The 16,932-nt window shown below is 65.7% G+C and carries 21 protein-coding genes; 10 read left to right on the plus strand and 11 right to left on the minus strand.

The annotated features are described in order from the left end of the window. From JN280_RS27205 to JN280_RS27240, 8 genes are all read right to left on the minus strand, one after another. Entirely contained in the window at positions 1 to 420 is a 420-nt protein-coding gene (locus JN280_RS27205) for a DUF1330 domain-containing protein (RefSeq protein ID WP_202306960.1), read from the minus strand. A gap of 9 nt (positions 421 to 429) precedes the next feature. After that, a complete protein-coding gene (locus tag JN280_RS27210) occupies positions 430 to 1,317 on the minus strand; it encodes an alpha/beta hydrolase (RefSeq protein WP_244742144.1) in 888 nt (295 codons plus the stop codon). A gap of 115 nt (positions 1,318 to 1,432) precedes the next feature. Then, a complete protein-coding gene (locus tag JN280_RS27215) occupies positions 1,433 to 3,043 on the minus strand; it encodes an NTP transferase domain-containing protein (RefSeq protein WP_202306961.1) in 1,611 nt (536 codons plus the stop codon). Continuing rightward, positions 3,040 to 3,750 carry an XdhC family protein gene (locus JN280_RS27220; protein ID WP_202306962.1) on the minus strand — a complete coding sequence of 237 codons (711 nt, stop codon included), beginning with the start codon at positions 3,748 to 3,750 and terminating at the stop codon, positions 3,040 to 3,042. The genes JN280_RS27215 and JN280_RS27220 overlap by 4 nt, the downstream gene beginning before the upstream one ends. 6 nt (positions 3,751 to 3,756) lie before the next feature. After that, the gene (locus JN280_RS27225; protein WP_202306963.1) at positions 3,757 to 4,092 is read right to left on the minus strand and encodes an XdhC family protein; all 336 of its coding nucleotides are present in this window, start codon (positions 4,090 to 4,092) and stop codon (positions 3,757 to 3,759) included. Between the two features lie 27 nt (positions 4,093 to 4,119). After that, entirely contained in the window at positions 4,120 to 5,370 is a 1,251-nt protein-coding gene (locus JN280_RS27230; protein ID WP_202306964.1) for a vWA domain-containing protein, read from the minus strand. 2 nt (positions 5,371 to 5,372) lie between these two features. Continuing rightward, entirely contained in the window at positions 5,373 to 6,302 is a 930-nt protein-coding gene (locus JN280_RS27235; protein WP_202306965.1) for an AAA family ATPase, read from the minus strand. Positions 6,303 to 6,323: 21 nt separating this feature from the next. After that, a complete protein-coding gene (locus JN280_RS27240; protein WP_202306968.1) occupies positions 6,324 to 6,827 on the minus strand; it encodes a flavin reductase in 504 nt (167 codons plus the stop codon). Between the two features lie 180 nt (positions 6,828 to 7,007). On the opposite strand from JN280_RS27240, the gene JN280_RS27245 reads away from it, so the two are divergent. The 5 genes from JN280_RS27245 to purB are packed head-to-tail and all read left to right on the plus strand — an operon-like array spanning position 7,008 to position 11,748. Next, on the plus strand, positions 7,008 to 8,066 hold the full coding sequence (locus JN280_RS27245; RefSeq protein ID WP_202306970.1) for an ABC transporter substrate-binding protein: 1,059 nt from the start codon (positions 7,008 to 7,010) through the stop codon (positions 8,064 to 8,066). A gap of 7 nt (positions 8,067 to 8,073) precedes the next feature. Continuing rightward, positions 8,074 to 9,087 carry a P1 family peptidase gene (locus tag JN280_RS27250; protein WP_202306972.1) on the plus strand — a complete coding sequence of 338 codons (1,014 nt, stop codon included), beginning with the start codon at positions 8,074 to 8,076 and terminating at the stop codon, positions 9,085 to 9,087. Positions 9,088 to 9,104: 17 nt separating this feature from the next. Next, positions 9,105 to 9,830: a DUF2259 domain-containing protein gene (locus JN280_RS27255; RefSeq protein WP_202306975.1), complete on the plus strand. Its 726-nt coding sequence runs from the start codon at positions 9,105 to 9,107 to the stop codon at positions 9,828 to 9,830. Positions 9,831 to 9,832: 2 nt separating this feature from the next. Continuing rightward, the gene (locus tag JN280_RS27260; RefSeq protein WP_244742148.1) at positions 9,833 to 10,381 is read left to right on the plus strand and encodes a hypothetical protein; all 549 of its coding nucleotides are present in this window, start codon (positions 9,833 to 9,835) and stop codon (positions 10,379 to 10,381) included. A 59-nt stretch (positions 10,382 to 10,440) separates the two neighbouring features. Next, the gene (gene purB / locus JN280_RS27265) at positions 10,441 to 11,748 is read left to right on the plus strand and encodes an adenylosuccinate lyase (RefSeq protein ID WP_202306976.1); all 1,308 of its coding nucleotides are present in this window, start codon (positions 10,441 to 10,443) and stop codon (positions 11,746 to 11,748) included. A gap of 20 nt (positions 11,749 to 11,768) precedes the next feature. Here the strand turns inward: purB and JN280_RS27270 are convergent, their stop codons facing one another. Continuing rightward, on the minus strand, positions 11,769 to 12,575 hold the full coding sequence (locus tag JN280_RS27270) for a VOC family protein (protein ID WP_202306977.1): 807 nt from the start codon (positions 12,573 to 12,575) through the stop codon (positions 11,769 to 11,771). Positions 12,576 to 12,823: 248 nt separating this feature from the next. Here JN280_RS27270 and JN280_RS27275 point away from each other — a divergent pair, with 248 nt between their 5' ends. Then, entirely contained in the window at positions 12,824 to 13,378 is a 555-nt protein-coding gene (locus JN280_RS27275) for an RBBP9/YdeN family alpha/beta hydrolase (protein WP_202306978.1), read from the plus strand. 3 nt (positions 13,379 to 13,381) lie between these two features. Here JN280_RS27275 and JN280_RS27280 read toward each other — a convergent pair whose 3' ends face one another. Both JN280_RS27280 and JN280_RS27285 read right to left on the minus strand, forming a co-directional pair. Then, entirely contained in the window at positions 13,382 to 14,158 is a 777-nt protein-coding gene (locus tag JN280_RS27280; protein WP_202306979.1) for an HpcH/HpaI aldolase family protein, read from the minus strand. Between the two features lie 182 nt (positions 14,159 to 14,340). After that, positions 14,341 to 14,661: a DUF1476 domain-containing protein gene (locus tag JN280_RS27285; protein WP_202306980.1), complete on the minus strand. Its 321-nt coding sequence runs from the start codon at positions 14,659 to 14,661 to the stop codon at positions 14,341 to 14,343. Between the two features lie 268 nt (positions 14,662 to 14,929). On the opposite strand from JN280_RS27285, the gene purC reads away from it, so the two are divergent. From purC to purQ, 4 genes are read left to right on the plus strand one after another with little or no spacing between them, the layout of a single operon-like run. Continuing rightward, on the plus strand, positions 14,930 to 15,724 hold the full coding sequence (gene purC, locus JN280_RS27290; protein WP_202306981.1) for a phosphoribosylaminoimidazolesuccinocarboxamide synthase: 795 nt from the start codon (positions 14,930 to 14,932) through the stop codon (positions 15,722 to 15,724). 22 nt (positions 15,725 to 15,746) lie between these two features. Then, complete coding sequence (gene purS, locus JN280_RS27295) at positions 15,747 to 15,989, plus strand: phosphoribosylformylglycinamidine synthase subunit PurS (RefSeq protein ID WP_202306983.1); 243 nt, start codon at positions 15,747 to 15,749, stop codon at positions 15,987 to 15,989. A gap of 20 nt (positions 15,990 to 16,009) precedes the next feature. Continuing rightward, positions 16,010 to 16,267 (plus strand): hypothetical protein, encoded by a 258-nt coding sequence (locus JN280_RS27300; protein WP_202306985.1) that lies wholly within the window; start codon positions 16,010 to 16,012, stop codon positions 16,265 to 16,267. After that, positions 16,264 to 16,932 (plus strand): phosphoribosylformylglycinamidine synthase subunit PurQ, encoded by a 669-nt coding sequence (gene purQ / locus JN280_RS27305; RefSeq protein ID WP_202306987.1) that lies wholly within the window; start codon positions 16,264 to 16,266, stop codon positions 16,930 to 16,932. Before JN280_RS27300 ends, purQ begins: the two co-directional genes overlap by 4 nt.

Raw genomic sequence — 16,932 nt, forward strand, 5'->3', positions numbered from 1 at the left:
CTATTCTCCGAAACCTGCGCCCGGCGATCGCGGCGCCAGTCTGACGAGACGAGAATCCAGAACGGCCGCCTGCCGGTGGACGACCGCCTTCTGGTATTCGGGATCCTTGACCATCTCAACGAAAGCCGCTCCCGAGGGATACTCGGCGATGAAGCAGCGGTCCCAATGCTCCTCCTCCGGCCCGATGAGCATCAGGCGGAAGTCGCCGCTCCAGGCGATGCGGCCGCCGACGCGGCGGAAGATCGGGCCGCTTTCGCGCCCATAAGCTGCGTAGGCCTCCGCCCCCGTCGCTTCGCGCCCATCCGGATAGGCGGCCACATCGCGGAAGCGAATGAGGTTGAGCATGTGGATCGGCCCCTCTTCAGGCAGCCGGCGAAACGCGCCGAAACGCTCGCGCGTGGGGTCGACATGGCCGGTCATTGGATTCTCCTATCTTACGGACAACATCCAGTTGAGCGTTTCCCGCCAGTCCGTCATGCGGATCGGCGTGCCGTGCGTGCCGGTCTCGAAGCGCACGAAACGCGTAGGATAGCCGGGCGACTTCCGGCGGATCGACCGGTAGAACGTCTCCTGCTTCTCGACCGGAAAAACCTTGTCCTTGCTGCCCTGGCCGAAGAACACAGGCACCTTGCGCTTGAAGGCCGGGGTCGACAGGAAGCCGTCGTCCCAGTGCGAACCGAGCAGAATGAGACCCGAGAGCCGGCCGGTCACCGCCTTGTCGGCGGCAAGCTTCCAGCACAGGCCGCCGCCCATGGAGCCGCAGGCGATGAACAGCTTCGCACCGGGCGAGGTCCCGGCATAGTGATCGATCAGGGCTGCGATCTCGGCTGCACCGCCGTCGCCGAAGTCGGAGAAATCGGGCGAGAGATAGAGGCCGTCGTTCTGGGCCATCAGGTTCTTGATGCGGTTGAAATTGCCGCCGAAGGTGAAATCGTCGACTCCCTGCTTGCGGCTGCCGCCCTGCCCGTGGAGATAGATCGTGATGATTTTCGCGCCCTCGCTCCTGCCCACGGCGACATGTTTGATTTCGCCGGCGGGTGTCGGCAGGACGAGATCCTTCTGAACCTTGCGCACGCCGAGTGCGACATAGTCGCTCTTCACCCGACGTTCCGGTACCTCGTCCCGCGCATCGATGTCGCGCGCCTCCTTGTAGTCGACCACGACATAGTCGCCGCCGTCGGCCTGCGACAGGATCGCGGGATAGGCGAAGAGCCGGTCCTTGAACGACGCGAGGTCGGCCGCTGTCGCAGGCAGGGCCAGCGACAGGGCAAGGACGGGGCTCACAAGGAGGTGGGCGAGGCGTTTGATCAAGGGCAAGCGGGCGTTCCGGAGTGTGATGAACGGCGAAAGGCGAACAGTGACGTTCAACCGCAACATATGACAACCGGCTTCTGCCGGAAGTCGCCATTCGCTACCTTTATTCGCTGTTCGTTCAGTCTTGAAGCACCCCTCCCGCCATGCGCATGGCATCCGGGGTGTCCACATCGATGGCCGCGCCCTCGCCGATCTCTACATCGACCACCGCAAGGCCCTCGGCTTCCACGATATGCCGCGCGCCGGTGTCGCCCTCAAGCGTCGCAACATCAGCGAAGAGCGACCGCGGAAGCAGCACCGGATTGCCGCGTTTGCCCCCATGTGTGGCCCGAACGACCGAGGCCGAACCTGCTGCCTCGAATGCCGCGATCAGCCGGTCGAGGTCGGCCGTTTCCACGCCCGGCATGTCACCGAGCAGGATCAACGCGCCGGCGGCGTCCGCCGGAAGCGCAGCAATTCCCGCTTTCAGCGAACCGGCGAGGCCGGAGGCGAAGTCAGCATTGCGCACCGTCGTGGCGCCGAGACCGGACAGCGCTGCACGGATACGCTCCTCCTGATGGCCTGTCACGACGACCGTTCCCGCCGATCCGGAAGCCAGCGCGCGTTCCGTCGTCAGGCGCACCAGAGGCTTGCCCTCGAACAAGGCGAGCAGCTTGTTCGGCCCGCCCATGCGGCTGGAGCGCCCGGCGGCGAGCACCACCGCATAGACTTTGGCGGCCGCCGGCGACCTGACAGGCTCCCGCGGCTGAGGTCGTGTCGGGATCTCCATCAACAAGCCGCCGACGCCCATGCCGGCGATGTCGGTGGCGGCGATGGGAACATCGGCGATGAGACGATCCAGGACCCAGTCGAAGCCGTTTTCCTTCGGGCTTCTGGCGCAGCCGGGTGCGCCAAGAACCGGCTTTCCATCGAGCGCACCCAGCACGATCAGATTGCCCGGATCGACCGGCATGCCGGCGCGCAGCACCTCGCCGCCCGCCGCGCGGATCGCGGCCGGCACGACGTCGTCCGGGTCGCTCATCGCGGAGGCCCCGAATATCACCACGATGTCGCTGTCGCGCGCGAGACCGGTCACGGCCTCGGCCACCCTTCCGGCTTCATGCGGCGTACGGCGCTCGCCGACGACGCGGCTGCCGGATCGGGCGAGCCGCGCCTCGGTGACACGCACGGTCTTATCGAGAACACTGTCCTTGACGCCGGGAAGCATGGTCTGGACAAGGCCGAGCTTGCGCGGCCGGAACGGACTTACGGCGAAGGCCTCCCTGCCCCGGCAGAGCCCGACGACCCTGTCGATGACGTCCCCCGGCACCGCGAAAGGAATGATCTTCACGGTCGCCACCATCTGGCCCTTCCCGACGGTGGCGTAACCGGCGACCGTGGCAATGGTGACGGAGGGGTCGACGGCGTTGATCGCATCGATCAACGCCTTGTCGACGGTAAAGACACCGGCCGCGCGCGCATGGAGATTGACGCGGCCCGTCGCTGCGGGCTTCGCTTCGACACCGGACACCGTCATGGCGGATGCTATTCGGGTTGCCGCCTCGTTCTCGCCGAGATCGCCGGGATCGAGCACGGCCGCCACGATTTCCCGGACGCCAGCCTCCTTCAGGAGGGCAATATCGGCGGCGCCGATCATGTGCGCCTTGCGCAACCGCTTTTCTCCCGCAGCGGTCGCATGCGCCAGGATCGCGCCTTCGGCCTCGTCGACCGGTACCGGACCGAACCTCACGCCGCCTCGCCCTTCTGCAATCTGTCGAGACCGCGCGAACGCAAGGCCAGGATCACCTGCGCCAGGACGGCAACCGCGATCTCGGCCGGGCTTGCCGCGCCGATGTCCAAACCGATCGGCGCATTCATGCGGCCGACCGCCTCTTTCGAAGCCCCCAGCGCCGTCAGCCGTTCCACGCGCTTGGCGTGTGTCTTCCGGCTGCCCAGTGCGCCGACATAGAAGCACCCGGCGTCCAGCGCCGCCTTCAAGGGCAAATCATCGATCTTGGGATCGTGGGTCACCGCAGCCACGGCCGTATAGGCGTCGAGCGGCTGCCGCTTCAGCACATCCTCCGGCCATTCGGGGTGGAGCGGCACATCCGGAAAACGTTCCGGCGTGGCGAAGGCGGTTCGCGGATCGACGATCTCCATGTCGAAGCCCGCGATCTTCGCCATCGGCGCGAGCGCCTGGCTGATATGGACGGCCCCGATCACCAGCAGACGCGGGCGCGGCAGGCTGACATTGAGGAAATAGGATCGGCCGTCGGCCTCGATCGCCGCGGAAACACCGGTTCGGAACGCCCTGGCCGCCGCCTCGCCAAGCTGGCCGGCGACAATATCGTCCTCCCGCAGGACGCGATCGCTCCCGTCGCCGAGATCGGTGAGCAGGATCGCCGCGCGCCGGTTGCGGCGCTCTTCATTCAGTGCCTTGAGCGACACAGGATCCATGGTGCGTCAGCCCAGCCGCTCGACATAGACCTTGATTCGCCCACCGCAGGAAAGGCCGACCTGCCAGGCCGTCTCGTCGGCGACGCCGAATTCGAGCATCTTCGCCTTGCCGCTGTCGATCACATCGAGTGCCTCGGTCACGACCGCACCCTCCACGCAGCCGCCGGAAACGGAGCCATGGAAATTCCCCTCGCCGTCGATGACCAGGTGGCTGCCCACCGGCCGCGGCGCGGAGCCCCAGGTCTCCACGACCGTTGCGATGGCGACAGTCCTGCCGCCTTCCATCCAGCCTTCGGCTATGGCGAGCGGATCCCGGATTTCATCAAGAACGGTCTGTTCCATGACGTCATCTCCTTTCCCGAAATATGGTTATGCGGCACGGCGCTTGCCAAGGTCCAGCCACAACCGCGGATCGTTCTCGCGCATGCGGCCGGCGGCGAGCGAGGCGCAAAGGTCCGAAAGCGCTGCAAGATTGTGCACCGGACGAAACTCGTCGACATGCGGAAGCATGGCCCGCACCCCCCTCGCCCGCGCCTCGAAACCGTCGAAGCGCAAGAGAGGATTGAGCCAGATGAGCCGCCGGCAGCTCTTGTGGAGCCGCTCCATCTCCTCGGCCAGTTCCGTCACGTCATCGCGCTCCAGCCCGTCTGATATCAGCAGCACGACGGCGCCCTGGCTGAGCACGCGACGCGACCAGAGCCGGTTGAACTCATGCAGCGTGTCGCCGATACGTGTGCCGCCGGACCAATCCTTCACCGCCGCCGAGCATTCCGCCAGCGCCTCGTCGGGGTCGCGATGCCGCATCTGCCGCGTAAGATTGGTCAGTCGCGTGCCGAAGACGAAGGTGTGGACGCGCCGTCGCTTCTCGGCCAGCGCATGCAGGAAATGCAGGAAGATGCGCGTGTACTGGCTCATCGAGCCGGAGATGTCGGCCAGCACCACCAATGGCGGATGAACCTCGCGCGGCGAACGGAAGCGAGGCAGGATCAGTTCGCCGCCGGTGCGCAGCGCGGCGCGCATCATGGCGCGAGGATCCGTGCGCCTGCCCTGCGGATCGGAACGGACGCGGCGTGTCTTCACCTCGTCGAAGGGCAGCCGCAGCGCGGCGATGGCCTTGCGCGCATCGGCGAGTTCGGCCGCCGTCATCTGCGCGAAGTCCTTCTCGCGCAACACCTCGTTGCCGGAGAAGGTGAAACGGGCATCGACCTCGATCTCGGGGATCTCCTGCGGCGGCTGGTCCTTCCGATGCCCCTCGAACATGGCGTCCGCCACGCGGGATTCGGCCGCGCGCGGCTTCTGCTTCTCGCGATTGTCGGGCGCGACCGGCGAGAACATGGCAAGCATCTTCTCGATCAGTTCGCGCGACTTCCAGAACAGCCGGAATGCTTCGTCGAAGACCGCGTGATCCTCCCGTCGCGTTACGAGCACGGCATGCAGCGTCCAGTAGAAATCGTCGCGCGTGCCGATGCCCGCGGCAAGAACCGCCTCGATTGCATCCTTCACCGCAGCGGGCCCGACCCGCATGCCGGCCTTGCGCAGCGCCCGGGCGAAATAGACGATATTGTCGGCGATCCGTCCGTCCGGTTTGGCGATCTGGGGTGCCGAGCGGTAACTCTCCATAGCTATTCCGCAGCCGACAGCTCGGCCTTGACCTCGTTGAGGATGCGACGGCCCTCGCCCTCTTCGATGCGGGCGATGTCGTCCTGGTATTTGAGGATCACGCCGATCGTGTCCGATACCGTCTCGGGATCGAGCGCAACCTTGTCGAGTTCGGTCAGCGCGCCGGCCCAGTCTATCGTCTCGGCAACGCCTGGAACCTTGAACAGCTCGATCTCGCGAAGCTTCTGGATGAAACGCACGACCTCGGCCGAAAGCCGCTGGTTGGCGTCGGGCACCTTGCGGCGCACGATCTCGAGCTCGCGCGCGGCGTCGGGGTAGTCGACCCAGTGATAAAGGCAGCGCCGCTTCAGCGCATCGTGGATCTCTCTCGTACGGTTGGTTGTGATGATGACGATAGGGGCTTCCTCGGCCCTGATGGTGCCGAGCTCGGGGACGGTGACCTGGAAGTCCGAGAGGATCTCAAGCAGAAACGCCTCGAAGGCCTCGTCGGTGCGGTCGAGTTCGTCGATCAGGAAGACGGGCGCTGCGCCTTTCTTGCCGGTCAGGGCTTCCAGAACCGGCCGCCGGATCAGGTATCTCTCGGAAAAGACGTTCTTCTCCATATCCTTCCGATCGACCTCGCCCGCCGCCTCCTCCATGCGGATCTCGATCATCTGCGCGGCGTAGTTCCACTCGTAAACCGCCGAGGAAACGTCGAGGCCTTCATAGCATTGCAGCCGGATCAGGCGACGCCCGAGCGCGCTGGCCAGCACCTTGGCGATCTCGGTCTTGCCGACGCCGGCCTCGCCTTCGAGGAACAGCGGCCGCTTCATTCGCAGGCTGAGGAACAGGACCGTCGCCAGCGCGCGGTCTGCGACATAATCCGCACCGGTCAGGAGATCGAGCGTCTCGTCGATCGACTGCGGCGCGGGGCGCGGGATCATCTCGGCCATTCTGTCTCCGGAAATGCCGACTCAGGCTTCGCCGAGCAGGCAGTAGCCTCGGTCATGATAGATCAGCGGGCGGACGTTATCGCCGATGGCGAGGCCTGTCACCTTGCCAAAAAGCACACGATGGGTGGCCAGATCCTTGGCTTCGATGATCTCGCAGTCGAAGGTGGCGAGCGCACCCATGAGAACCGGCGCGCCGGTCGCGATCGTCATCCACCGCCCGGCGCCGAAACGGTTCTCCGCCGGGAGGCCGGTCTGACCGGAAAATGCCTGGGCGACCTCCTTCTGCGCTGCCGCGAGCGTGTTCAACGCGAAATTGCCGTTCGTAGCGAAGGCGTCGTTCTTCGGATTCTCGCGATTGAGGCAGACCAGCACGATCGGAGGATTGTCCGACACCGAGCAAGTCGCGATCACGGTGGCGCCGCGGCGCCCCGCCGGGCCGTCCGTGGTCACCACATGCACCGCGCCTGCGAAGCGGCTCATCGCATCGCGATAGGCCTGGCCTGCCACTACGTTCTGCTTGAGCACCGCTTTCCCCGACCTGATGACGCTGTATCTGTTAAATATGTTAAGTTATTGGCGTCACAACCCCGCCAGCCATGTCTGAAATAGCGTGTTGCGCGGCATGCCGCCAGCCTTTACGTGTGGGCCTCAGCTGGCCGCGGGCGTCGCGCCGCCCCGCACCGGCCCGGTGAGATGAATGTCCTGATGCCGCCACGCAGTTTCATCCTGGCCTTCGCGACGGCCGTTTGCCTTACCGGCGCCGCCGCTGCGGATGAACCGCGCATCGGCGTGGCAGTGCCGCTCAGCGGCCCTTCCGCACTGCTCGGCAAGCAGCTCCGCGACGGCGCGCATGCCGCTGCCGCCGGTCAGGCAGCTCTGACCGACGTGGACGACGGCTGCACCGCAGAGGGAGGAGCCGCTGCGGCTCACCAATTCGTTGCGGCCGGGGTCGAGATCGTGGTCGGCTTCGTCTGCACGGAAGCCATCGAGGCGGCCCTGCCCATCCTCAAGGACGCCGCGATCCCTGTGGTCACGCCTGGGGTGCGCACCGACAGCCTGACCGACAGGCGCAAGAAGACCGGATGGCCCGTCTATCGCCTGGCGCCGCGGGCCGACGCCGAGCGCAGCGCGGTCGGCACGCTCCTGACCAGGCTCTGGAGCGATGCGCTTTTCGCCATTGTCGACGATGGAACCATCTATGGCCGCGAGCTCGCCGAAGGCTTCAGGGGCGCCGCCGAGCAATCCGGGCTGAAGCCGGTGTTCGTCGACACGTTCCGGCCGCAGCTCGACAACCAGGTCGGCCTGGTCGGCCGGATTCGCAAGGCGGGCGCGACGCACCTCTTCGTCGGCGGAGACCGGGACGATATTGCCGTCATTGAGCGCGATGCGCAGGCCCTGGGCGTTCCTCTGGTGATCGCCGGCGGCGAGGCCCTGCGAAGCGCGCCGGGCGAGGTTCCCTTGCGGGCCGGGACGTTGATGGTCGGCCTGCCCGAATGGGCCGAGACCGCCGATCGCCAGGCGACCGAAGCGCTGGCGAAGCAAGGCGTGATCGCCGAGGGTTACGCGCTTCCGGGCTACGCGGCCATGCAGGTGGCGATCGCCGCCGCGGTTTCAGGCGATGCCGCCGCCGCGCTCGACATCGAGGAATTCCGGACCGCGATCGGACTGGTGAGGTTCGACGACAAGGGCGATCTCTCCACAAACCCCTATCGGCTGTTTCATTTCGACGGCGCGAGGTTTGTCGCCGCGACGGATGGAGGATGAATTCCGAATGAGCTTTCGAACCGGGCCCCGCAATCTCCTGACCGATGTCGCGGGATTGCGCGTCGGCAATGCCGAGGACCCACGCATCAAGACAGGCGTCACCGTGGTCGTCTGCGACGAACCGGCTGTCGCCGGCTACCAGATCCTGGGCGGAGCCCCGGGCACGCGCGACACGGACCTGCTGGAACCGCACAACTCGGTCGAGACGATCAACGCGCTCGTGCTTTCAGGCGGCTCGGCCTTCGGCCTCGATTCCGCCACGGGCGTGCAAGCGGCGCTGCGCGAACAGGGCATCGGGTTCGAGGTTCGCGGCATCCGCATTCCGCTGGTGCCGACGGCGATCCTGTTCGACCTTCAGAACGGCGGCGACAAGGATTGGGGTCGCTACCCGCCCTATCGCGAGCTCGGCTTCGCCGCAGTCCAGAATGCCGGGCTCGACTTCGAAATCGGAACCGCCGGCGCCGGCGTCGGCGCCCTCACCGCCGGGCTGAAGGGTGGCCTCGGTTCGGCCTCGACGGTGCTCCCCAACGGCGTGACGGTCGCCGCGCTCGCCGGCGTCAATCCGACCGGATCGGTGACGGTCGGCCGGACCCGACATTTCTGGGCGTCGCCATGGGAGATCGGGACGGAATTCGGCGGGCTCGGCCTGCCCTCGCCCATCCCGGACGACGCCAGGAACGTTTCGCTCAAATTCCGCGACCAGGAACAGGCCGGCGCCAACACCACCATCGCCGTCATCGCCACCGACGCCGTGCTCACCAAGGCGGCCGCCAAACGTCTCGCGATCGCGGCCCATGACGGCTTCGCCCGGGCGATCTGGCCTGCGCACACGCCAGTCGACGGCGACCTCGTCTTCGGCCTGGCCACGGGCAAGAGCGGCATCGAACTCGACGCTCATGCCGCTATCGATCTCTATGCCGTGGCCGGATCAACCATGGCGCGGGCCATCGCGCGCGGCGTTCGCGCCGCGACGCGGGCCGGCGACGACCTTTTTCCGCCATGGTCGGAACGCCGGGCCTGATGCAGGGGAGACACCGAATGAGACCAGCAGCCCTCGCCACATCGCTCTTCGCCCTCGCACTCATCGCGGCCGACGCCTTCGCCGGCGACACCGCCTCGCTGGAAATATTGGGCTTCAGCCAGGACGGCGCCGTGTTCGCCTTCGAGGAATACGGCGTACAGGACGGTTCCGGCTTCCCCTACTCCAACCGCTACTACATCGACACCAGGACGGACCGGTTCCTGCCCGAGACGCCCGTCCGGGTGCGGCTCGACGACGAGGCTGCGACGCTCGACGCAGCCCGGACCGAGGCGCGGGAGCGGGGCGAGAAGTTCGTCACGCAATCGGAGCTCTCAGCCAACCGCGGCTTTACCGCCGGCGCCAACGCCGTCACAGAACTGTCGACCGATCCATTCCGCCTGGCCGTCAATCCGCGTCCTGTTTTCCCGGCCATCGATCCGATGCTGGAGTTCCGCCTGGACGAGATACCCATACCGGTTCCGGAACCCTGCGCGAGCCAGGGCGAGGCGCGCGGTTTCCGGCTGATCCGCATCGGCACGGCAGACGGCGAGCAGAGCCGCCTCGTCCATGAGGACAAATCCATCCCCAGGAGCCGCGGCTGTCCCAACGGCTACCGGCTCGGTGCGATCCAGACCTTTTCCGGCGACGGGTCGCTCGCCAGCTATGCGGTGCTGATCTCGGTGCGCCAATATGGCTTCGAGGGGCCCGACCATCGCTGGATCGCCGTGACCGGCCGGTTTTGAACTTGTCGGTTTTGGGGCTCCCCTCCTCATCCCTGCCCGACCGGCCCGGCACGCTGCGCCGGTTCTGTGCCCATGTCTGCCGAGCGGTACCGCCGGTCGGCCCCGCACTCGCCGGCGCTGCCTTGTGGGCGGCCATCATGGCGGCGAGCGCCACGCACGGCATATGGCTGCGGACATGGCAGACACCCTACAAGGTCCAGGCGGTCGCGCTGCTTTTCGCCGTCGGCGGCGCGGTGGGCTTTCCCGTCGGCCTGTTCCTTGCACGGCTCTTCGGCATGGGGAGACGGCGTGAAGCCGCCTTTGCCGCCGCGCTCATCGGCTTTTCGGCAGCAACGGTCGCCTCGACAGCGCTGGCCTATGCGCTGGTCTATCGGTCTTACTATGCGGCCTGGCACGCCGAGCCCCTGTCGCTCACCTGGCTGTTCCAGCTGATCTTCACCACCCTCGGCGCAACCGGCCAGTTCGCCGTGCTCGGGCTACGCCTCTATTTCCCCATCGGCTTTGCCGCAATGCTCGCCGCCGCGCTCTGGTTTGTCAGAAAGCCGCGTTGAGCATTGGCGCTTGCTCTGTTAGGACGCGGCCAACATTTCCCTGATGTCAGGAGCGACTGATGATCCCCCGCTATTCGCGGCCAGAAATGGTCGCCATCTGGTCCGCCGAAACCAAGTTCAGGATCTGGTTCGAGATCGAGGCGCATGCCTGCGATGCGTTGGCCGAGATCGGCGTCATCCCCAAGGAAGCGGCGCGGACGATCTGGGAAAAGGGCGGCGCAGCCAAGTTCGATGTCGAACGCATCGACGAGATCGAACGCGAGACCAAGCACGACGTCATCGCCTTCCTGACGCATCTGGCCGAGTTCGTCGGCCCCGACGCGCGTTTCATCCACCAGGGCATGACCTCGTCGGACGTTCTCGACACGACCTTCTCGGTGCAGCTGACTCGCGCCACGGACATCCTGCTCGCCGACATGGATGCGCTGCTCGCGGCGCTGAAGAAGCGCGCCTTCGAGCACAAGGACACGGTCACGATCGGCCGCAGCCACGGTATCCATGCCGAACCCACCACCTTCGGCGTCAAGTTGGCGCAGGCCCATGCAGAGTTCAGCCGCTGCCGCGAGCGCCTCGCGCGGGCCCGGGAGGAAATCGCGACCTGCGCCATATCGGGGGCGGTCGGTACCTTCGCCAATATCGACCCGCGCGTGGAGGAGCATGTCGCCAGGAAGCTCGGCCTCAAGCCAGAGCCGGTCTCGACCCAGGTCATCCCGCGCGACCGCCACGCGATGTATTTCGCCACGCTTGGCGTCGTCGCCTCCTCGATCGAGCGGCTGGCCACCGAGATCCGCCACCTGCAGCGCACCGAGGTGCTCGAAGCCGAGGAATATTTCTCGCCGGGCCAGAAAGGCTCCTCGGCGATGCCGCACAAGCGCAATCCCGTGCTGACCGAGAACCTGACGGGTCTCGCCCGCATGGTCCGCTCCTTTGCGCTGCCCGCCATGGAGAATGTGGCGCTCTGGCACGAGCGCGACATCTCGCATTCCTCGGTCGAGCGCATGATCGGCCCCGACGCCACGATCACGCTCGACTTCGCGCTTGCGCGGCTGACCGGCGTGGTGGAGAAGCTCGTCGTCTACCCCGACAACATGCTGAAGAACATGAATCGGTTCCGCGGGCTGATCCATTCGCAGCGCGTGCTGCTGGCGCTCACCCAGGCCGGCGTGTCGCGCGAGGACGCCTACCGCCTGGTCCAGCGCAACGCCATGAAGGTCTGGGAGCAAGGGGCGGATTTCCTCGAGGAACTGCTCGCCGACCAGGACGTCCGGGCAGCCCTTTCAGAGGCCGACATTCGCGAGAAATTCGACCTCGGCTATCACACCAAGCACGTCGACACGATATTCCGGCGGGTGTTCGGGAAGCTTTGAGCCCGGCCAGTTCCGGCCGCTCAGGCCGCCGGCACCGTACGGATCGCGGTGCCCCAGGGGTCGTGCTTTTCGGTCTCGGCTGTCGCCGTCTCCGATTCCAGTTCGACCCAGGCGAGACCGGTGCGCTGGTCGTCGCGCGGACCGGCCCCCCGGCTCTGCCAGGAATTGGCGCCGATATGGTGATGATAGCCGCCGGTCGAAAGGAAGACCGCGCTGCCGCCGAGGCTCTGCACCGTGTCGAAACCCATTTCGCCGTTCCACCACTCTTCAGCCGCGCCGGCATCGCCGACGCGCAGATGAACGTGGCCGATAACGCTGCCGTCGGGTGCGCCCTTCCAGGCGTCGTCCGGCTTGAGTTCACCGAGCAGGCCGGGCACGTCCAGCTGTTCGGTGCCCATATTCACGAAACGGCCGTTCCAGCGCCAGCCTTCCCTGGGCCGGTCGGCATAGATCTCGACGCCGTTTCCTTCCGGGTCGGTGAGATAGATCGCCTCGCTGACGAAATGGTCGGCCGACCCGACGACCGGGATGCGCTCGTCGATGGCAAAACGCGTCCAGCGCGCGAGGTCGGCCCGGGACGGCAGCAGGAACGCGGTATGGTAGAGACCCGCGCTTCGCGGGTCGTCCTCTTTGGCCGAATTGCTCTGGGCGATCTCCATCAACGGCCTTTGGCCGGCGCCGAGGACGACGACGTTGGGGCCGCGCGACAACTCGACGAGGCCGAGGATCTTCTTGTAGTATTCCGCGACCGTGGCCGTGTCGCGAGCCTTCAGCCCGATCCGGGAGACCCGCGTCGGCGTCGTCATCGCGAAGGAAATTCCGTGCATGGCTGGCTCCGTATGAGCGACCCCGACGGCCGCGCCGATTGCTAGAAGCGCTCCGCCGCCCGTGACGGCGCGCCGTGTGATATCCAAGGTCGTCCCCCTGCCGAGTTGCGATCAACGATGAAGGTCGGGCGATCATGCCGCGGGCGCAAGAACACAAATGGCGAACACGCTGTTCAACCACGGAAGCTGCGAATTTTGCGCCGGCTTCGCGGTTGCACCATGGCGAGCGCGTCGCTACATGCGCGGCCATGAAAGTCAAAGACGTCGATATATTGATGGTGCCGGGCTACACCAACTCCGGTCCGGAACACTGGCAGAGCCGCTGGGAATCCAAGCTTTCGACGGCCCGGCGTGTCGTTCAGGCCGAGTGGTCGAAGCCCGTGCGCGAGGACTGGACAGCGACGCTCGCCACCGCCGTCAACGAGGCGGAGCGCCCCGTGGTGCTCGTTGCCCATTCGCTGGGCGTTCCCACGGCCATCCATGCATTGCCGCAGTTCCGCAAGCCCGTGGCCGGTGCCTTCTTCGTCGCGCCCCCTGATGTGGCGAACCCGAAGATACGGCCGAAACATCTCATGAGCTTCGGCCCGTATCCGCGCGAACCGCTGCCGTTCCCGTCGATCACCATCGCCAGCCGCAACGATCCTTATTGCGCCCTCGAGATCGCGGAGGATGTCGCGGCCGCCTGGGGATCGCTGTTCATCGATGCGGGCGAGGCCGGCCACATCAACAGCGAAGCGGGTTACGGGCCATGGCCGGAAGGCTCCATGGCCTTCGCGCAGTTCCTCTCCCGCCTCCAGGCGTAAAGCCTATCGGCGGCCGAGCGCGTCCCGCGCCGCCGCGATCAGCCCCTGCGATCCGGCGGCGATGATCTTGTGCTCCGAGGCTATCGCCTGCAGATGATAGCCCATGGCGGCATAACGGCCGGCGAGCGCCATGTCATTGACATACATCGCCGCGACCTTGCCGGCGGCGATCGTGCGGCGGGAAATATCGGCGAGGGTTTCCATCATGTCCTCGCGCAACGGATCTAGCTCGGAACCGTTCGTCCACGCGATCGAGAAGTCCGAAGGGCCGACGAAGATGCCGTCGATCCCCGGCGTCTCGAGGATACCGTCCAGCGCGTCGAGCGCCTGCCGCGTCTCCACCATGGCGAAAGCCGTCGTGCGCGCGTTCGCCTCGCGCAGCCAGGCCTGGGTATCGGTCGCTCCGGTGCGCGGAAAGGCATAGGTCGGTCCCCAGGACCGCTCGCCGACTGGCGGATACTTCATCGCGCCGGCAAAGGCGCGCGCATCGGCTATCGTGTTCACCATCGGCGCGATGACGGCCTCGGCGCCGAAATCGAGCGCGCGGCTCGCCATGTCGAAGCGACCGACGGGGATGCGCACGATCGCATGCTTTCCCGCCCGCAACACCGGCACCAGCCCGCGCAGCACGCTGTCCTCGTGATGGCCGCCATGCTGCATATCGAGCGTGACCGCGTCGAACGCCTGTCCTGCAAGGATTTCGACCGTCAGGGCATCCGGTACCCCCGACCAGGCAGTGAAGAGCGTTTCACCCGATACGAGGCGCGAGAAGAGGGTCATGGAGAAGGCAGGTCCTGGATGTTTCGCGGGGCGGATCGTCGGATCGACCAACAGCCGGCCACAGGATCCGAAGCCATTGAAGCAGAACATGCCGGCAAGGCAACAAAAAACCGCCCCCGAACGAGGGCGGCTTCTTGGTCCAGACCGTGTCCACGTCCAGTGACGCGGACGCCGCCTGTTCGTCAGGAATTCCTGACCTGCTCGGCGGCGGTCTCCATCAGTTCGTCCATGGTCCGGCGGATCTGGTGGTCGGACTGCTCGACTCCGGCAGCGTCGAAATCCTTGCGGATCTTACGGAAAACGTCGTGGTCGCCGGCTTCCTCGATATCGGAGACGACGACCTCCTTGGCGTATGCGTCGGCATCGTCGCCGGTCTTGCCGAGCTTCTCGGCGGCCCAGAGCCCCAAAAGCCTGTTGCGGCGCGCGACCGCCCTGAAGCGCTGCTCCTCGTCGAGGGCGAACTTTCTCTCGAAACCTTCTTCGCGGTCCTTCATCGTCGTCATCGCAAACCTCCGGTTGGCGCCGATTCTATGGCTTGATATGGGTTTTCCCTGCACAAACCAAAAGGTATGCGCCGGGTCAATATCACCGGGTGATTGCTGCAGTGCGACATTTTGAAGGCGAAACCGGTTGATGGATCGAATTGCTCATTGAGCAAGAGAGCCGATTAAGATAGAGACCGGCCTTGAAACCCACAGTCGCGGCACCTTGCTGCCCGCGCGAGCCAAGGAAGCGGTCATTGCCGATCGCCCTTCAAACCAGAGAAAACCGATGAATCGTCGCCGCCGTATCTATGAAGGCAAGGCCAAGATCCTTTACGAGGGACCGGAGCCGGGCACGCTGATCCAGTTCTTCAAGGATGATGCCACCGCCTTCAACAAGAAGAAACACGAGGTCGTGGATGGAAAGGGTGTGCTCAACAACCGCATCTCCGAGCACATCTTCACGCATCTGAACCGCATGGGCATCCCGACCCATTTCATCCGCCGCCTCAACATGCGCGAGCAGTTGATCAAGGAAGTCGAGATCATTCCGCTCGAAGTCGTCGTCCGCAACATCGCGGCCGGCTCCCTCGCCAAACGGCTGGGCATGGAGGAAGGCACCGTCCTGCCGCGCTCGATCATCGAGTTCTATTACAAGGCCGACGCGCTCGACGACCCGATGGTGTCGGAAGAGCACATCACCGCCTTCGGCTGGGCGAGCCCGCAGGAGATCGACGACATCATGGCGCTCGCCATCCGCGTCAACGACTTCCTGTCCGGCCTGTTCCTCGGCGTCGGCATCCAGCTCGTCGACTTCAAGATGGAATGCGGACGCCTCTTCGAGGGCGACATGATGCGCATCGTCGTCGCCGACGAGATCTCACCCGATTCCTGCCGCCTGTGGGACGTCTCGACCCAGGAGAAGCTCGACAAGGACCGCTTCCGCCGCGACATGGGCGGGCTTGTGGAGGCCTATCAGGAGGTCGCCCGCCGGCTCGGCATCATGAACGAGAACGAGCCGCCGCGTCCTTCCGGCCCGGTTCTGGTCGCCTCGACCGATGGCCGCAAGGGCAAGCCGCACTGAGCGCGAAGCAGGAAGCGTCAAATTGATCAAGGCACGCGTCACCGTCACCCTCAAGAAAGGCGTCCTCGACCCGCAGGGCAAGGCGATCGAAGGCGCGCTCGGCGCGCTCGGCTTCGACGGCGTCGGCTCCGTGCGGCAAGGCAAGGTCTTCGACGTGGAGCTTGACGGGGCCGACCGCGCCAAGGCGGAGGCCGACCTCAAGGCCATGTGCGAGCGGCTGCTGGCCAACACGGTGATTGAGAACTATACTGTGACGCTAACCTGAGGTTGCGCCGGAGGGCGTGAATGACCGGTGTCACGAACGACCTGATGTATGGGCTGTTGAAGCGCATGCAGCACGATATGTCCGGGCTTCGGCTGGACTTGTCGGAGGTCAAGAAGGAACTGAACGTCATTCGCGGCCATATGGTCGGGATTCAGGCCGACATTCACAACATCTATGGAATTCTCGGCCGCCACGACGAACGACTCGACCGCATAGAGTGGCGCCTGGAGCTGCGAGAACTCGCCGAAGCGCAGAAGGGATTCGATCCTAAGTCATGAAATCCGCCGTCGTCCTGCTTCCCGGCCTCAACCGCGACCGCGACATGATCGCCGCGCTGACCAAGATTTCCGGCCGCGCGCCACAGACCGTCTGGCAGACCGACACGACCATCCCCGATGTGGACCTCCTAGTGATCCCGGGCGGCTTCTCCTACGGCGACTACCTTCGCTGCGGGGCCATCGCGGCGCGCATGCCGGTGCTGCGGGCCGTTGCGGAAAAGGCCGACAAGGGTGTCATGGTGATGGGCGTCTGCAACGGCTTCCAGATCTTGCTCGAGGCAGGCCTCCTGCCCGGCGCCCTGATGCGCAACAGCTCGCTCAAATTCGTCTGCCGCGAGGTGAAGCTCGAAGTTGCGAACGCGAATACCGCCTTCACTCGTGGCTATGGGCCCGGCCAGGTCATTCGCTGCCCGGTCGCCCACCACGACGGCAACTATTTTGCCGATGCGGAAACCCTCGCCCGGATCGAAGGCGAAGGTCAGGTCGTCTTCCGCTATGCGGAGGGCACCAATCCGAACGGCTCGATCAACGACATCGCGGGGATCGTCAGCCAGCGCGGCAACGTGCTCGGCCTGATGCCCCATCCGGAGAACCTGATCGAGACGGCCCATGGCGGCACGGACGGCCGCGCTTTGTTCGAAGGTGTGCTGGGGCTGGCTGCCTGA

Origin of the sequence: Mesorhizobium sp. L-8-10 (assembly GCF_016756635.1) — a bacterium.
Classification (GTDB): domain Bacteria; phylum Pseudomonadota; class Alphaproteobacteria; order Rhizobiales; family Rhizobiaceae.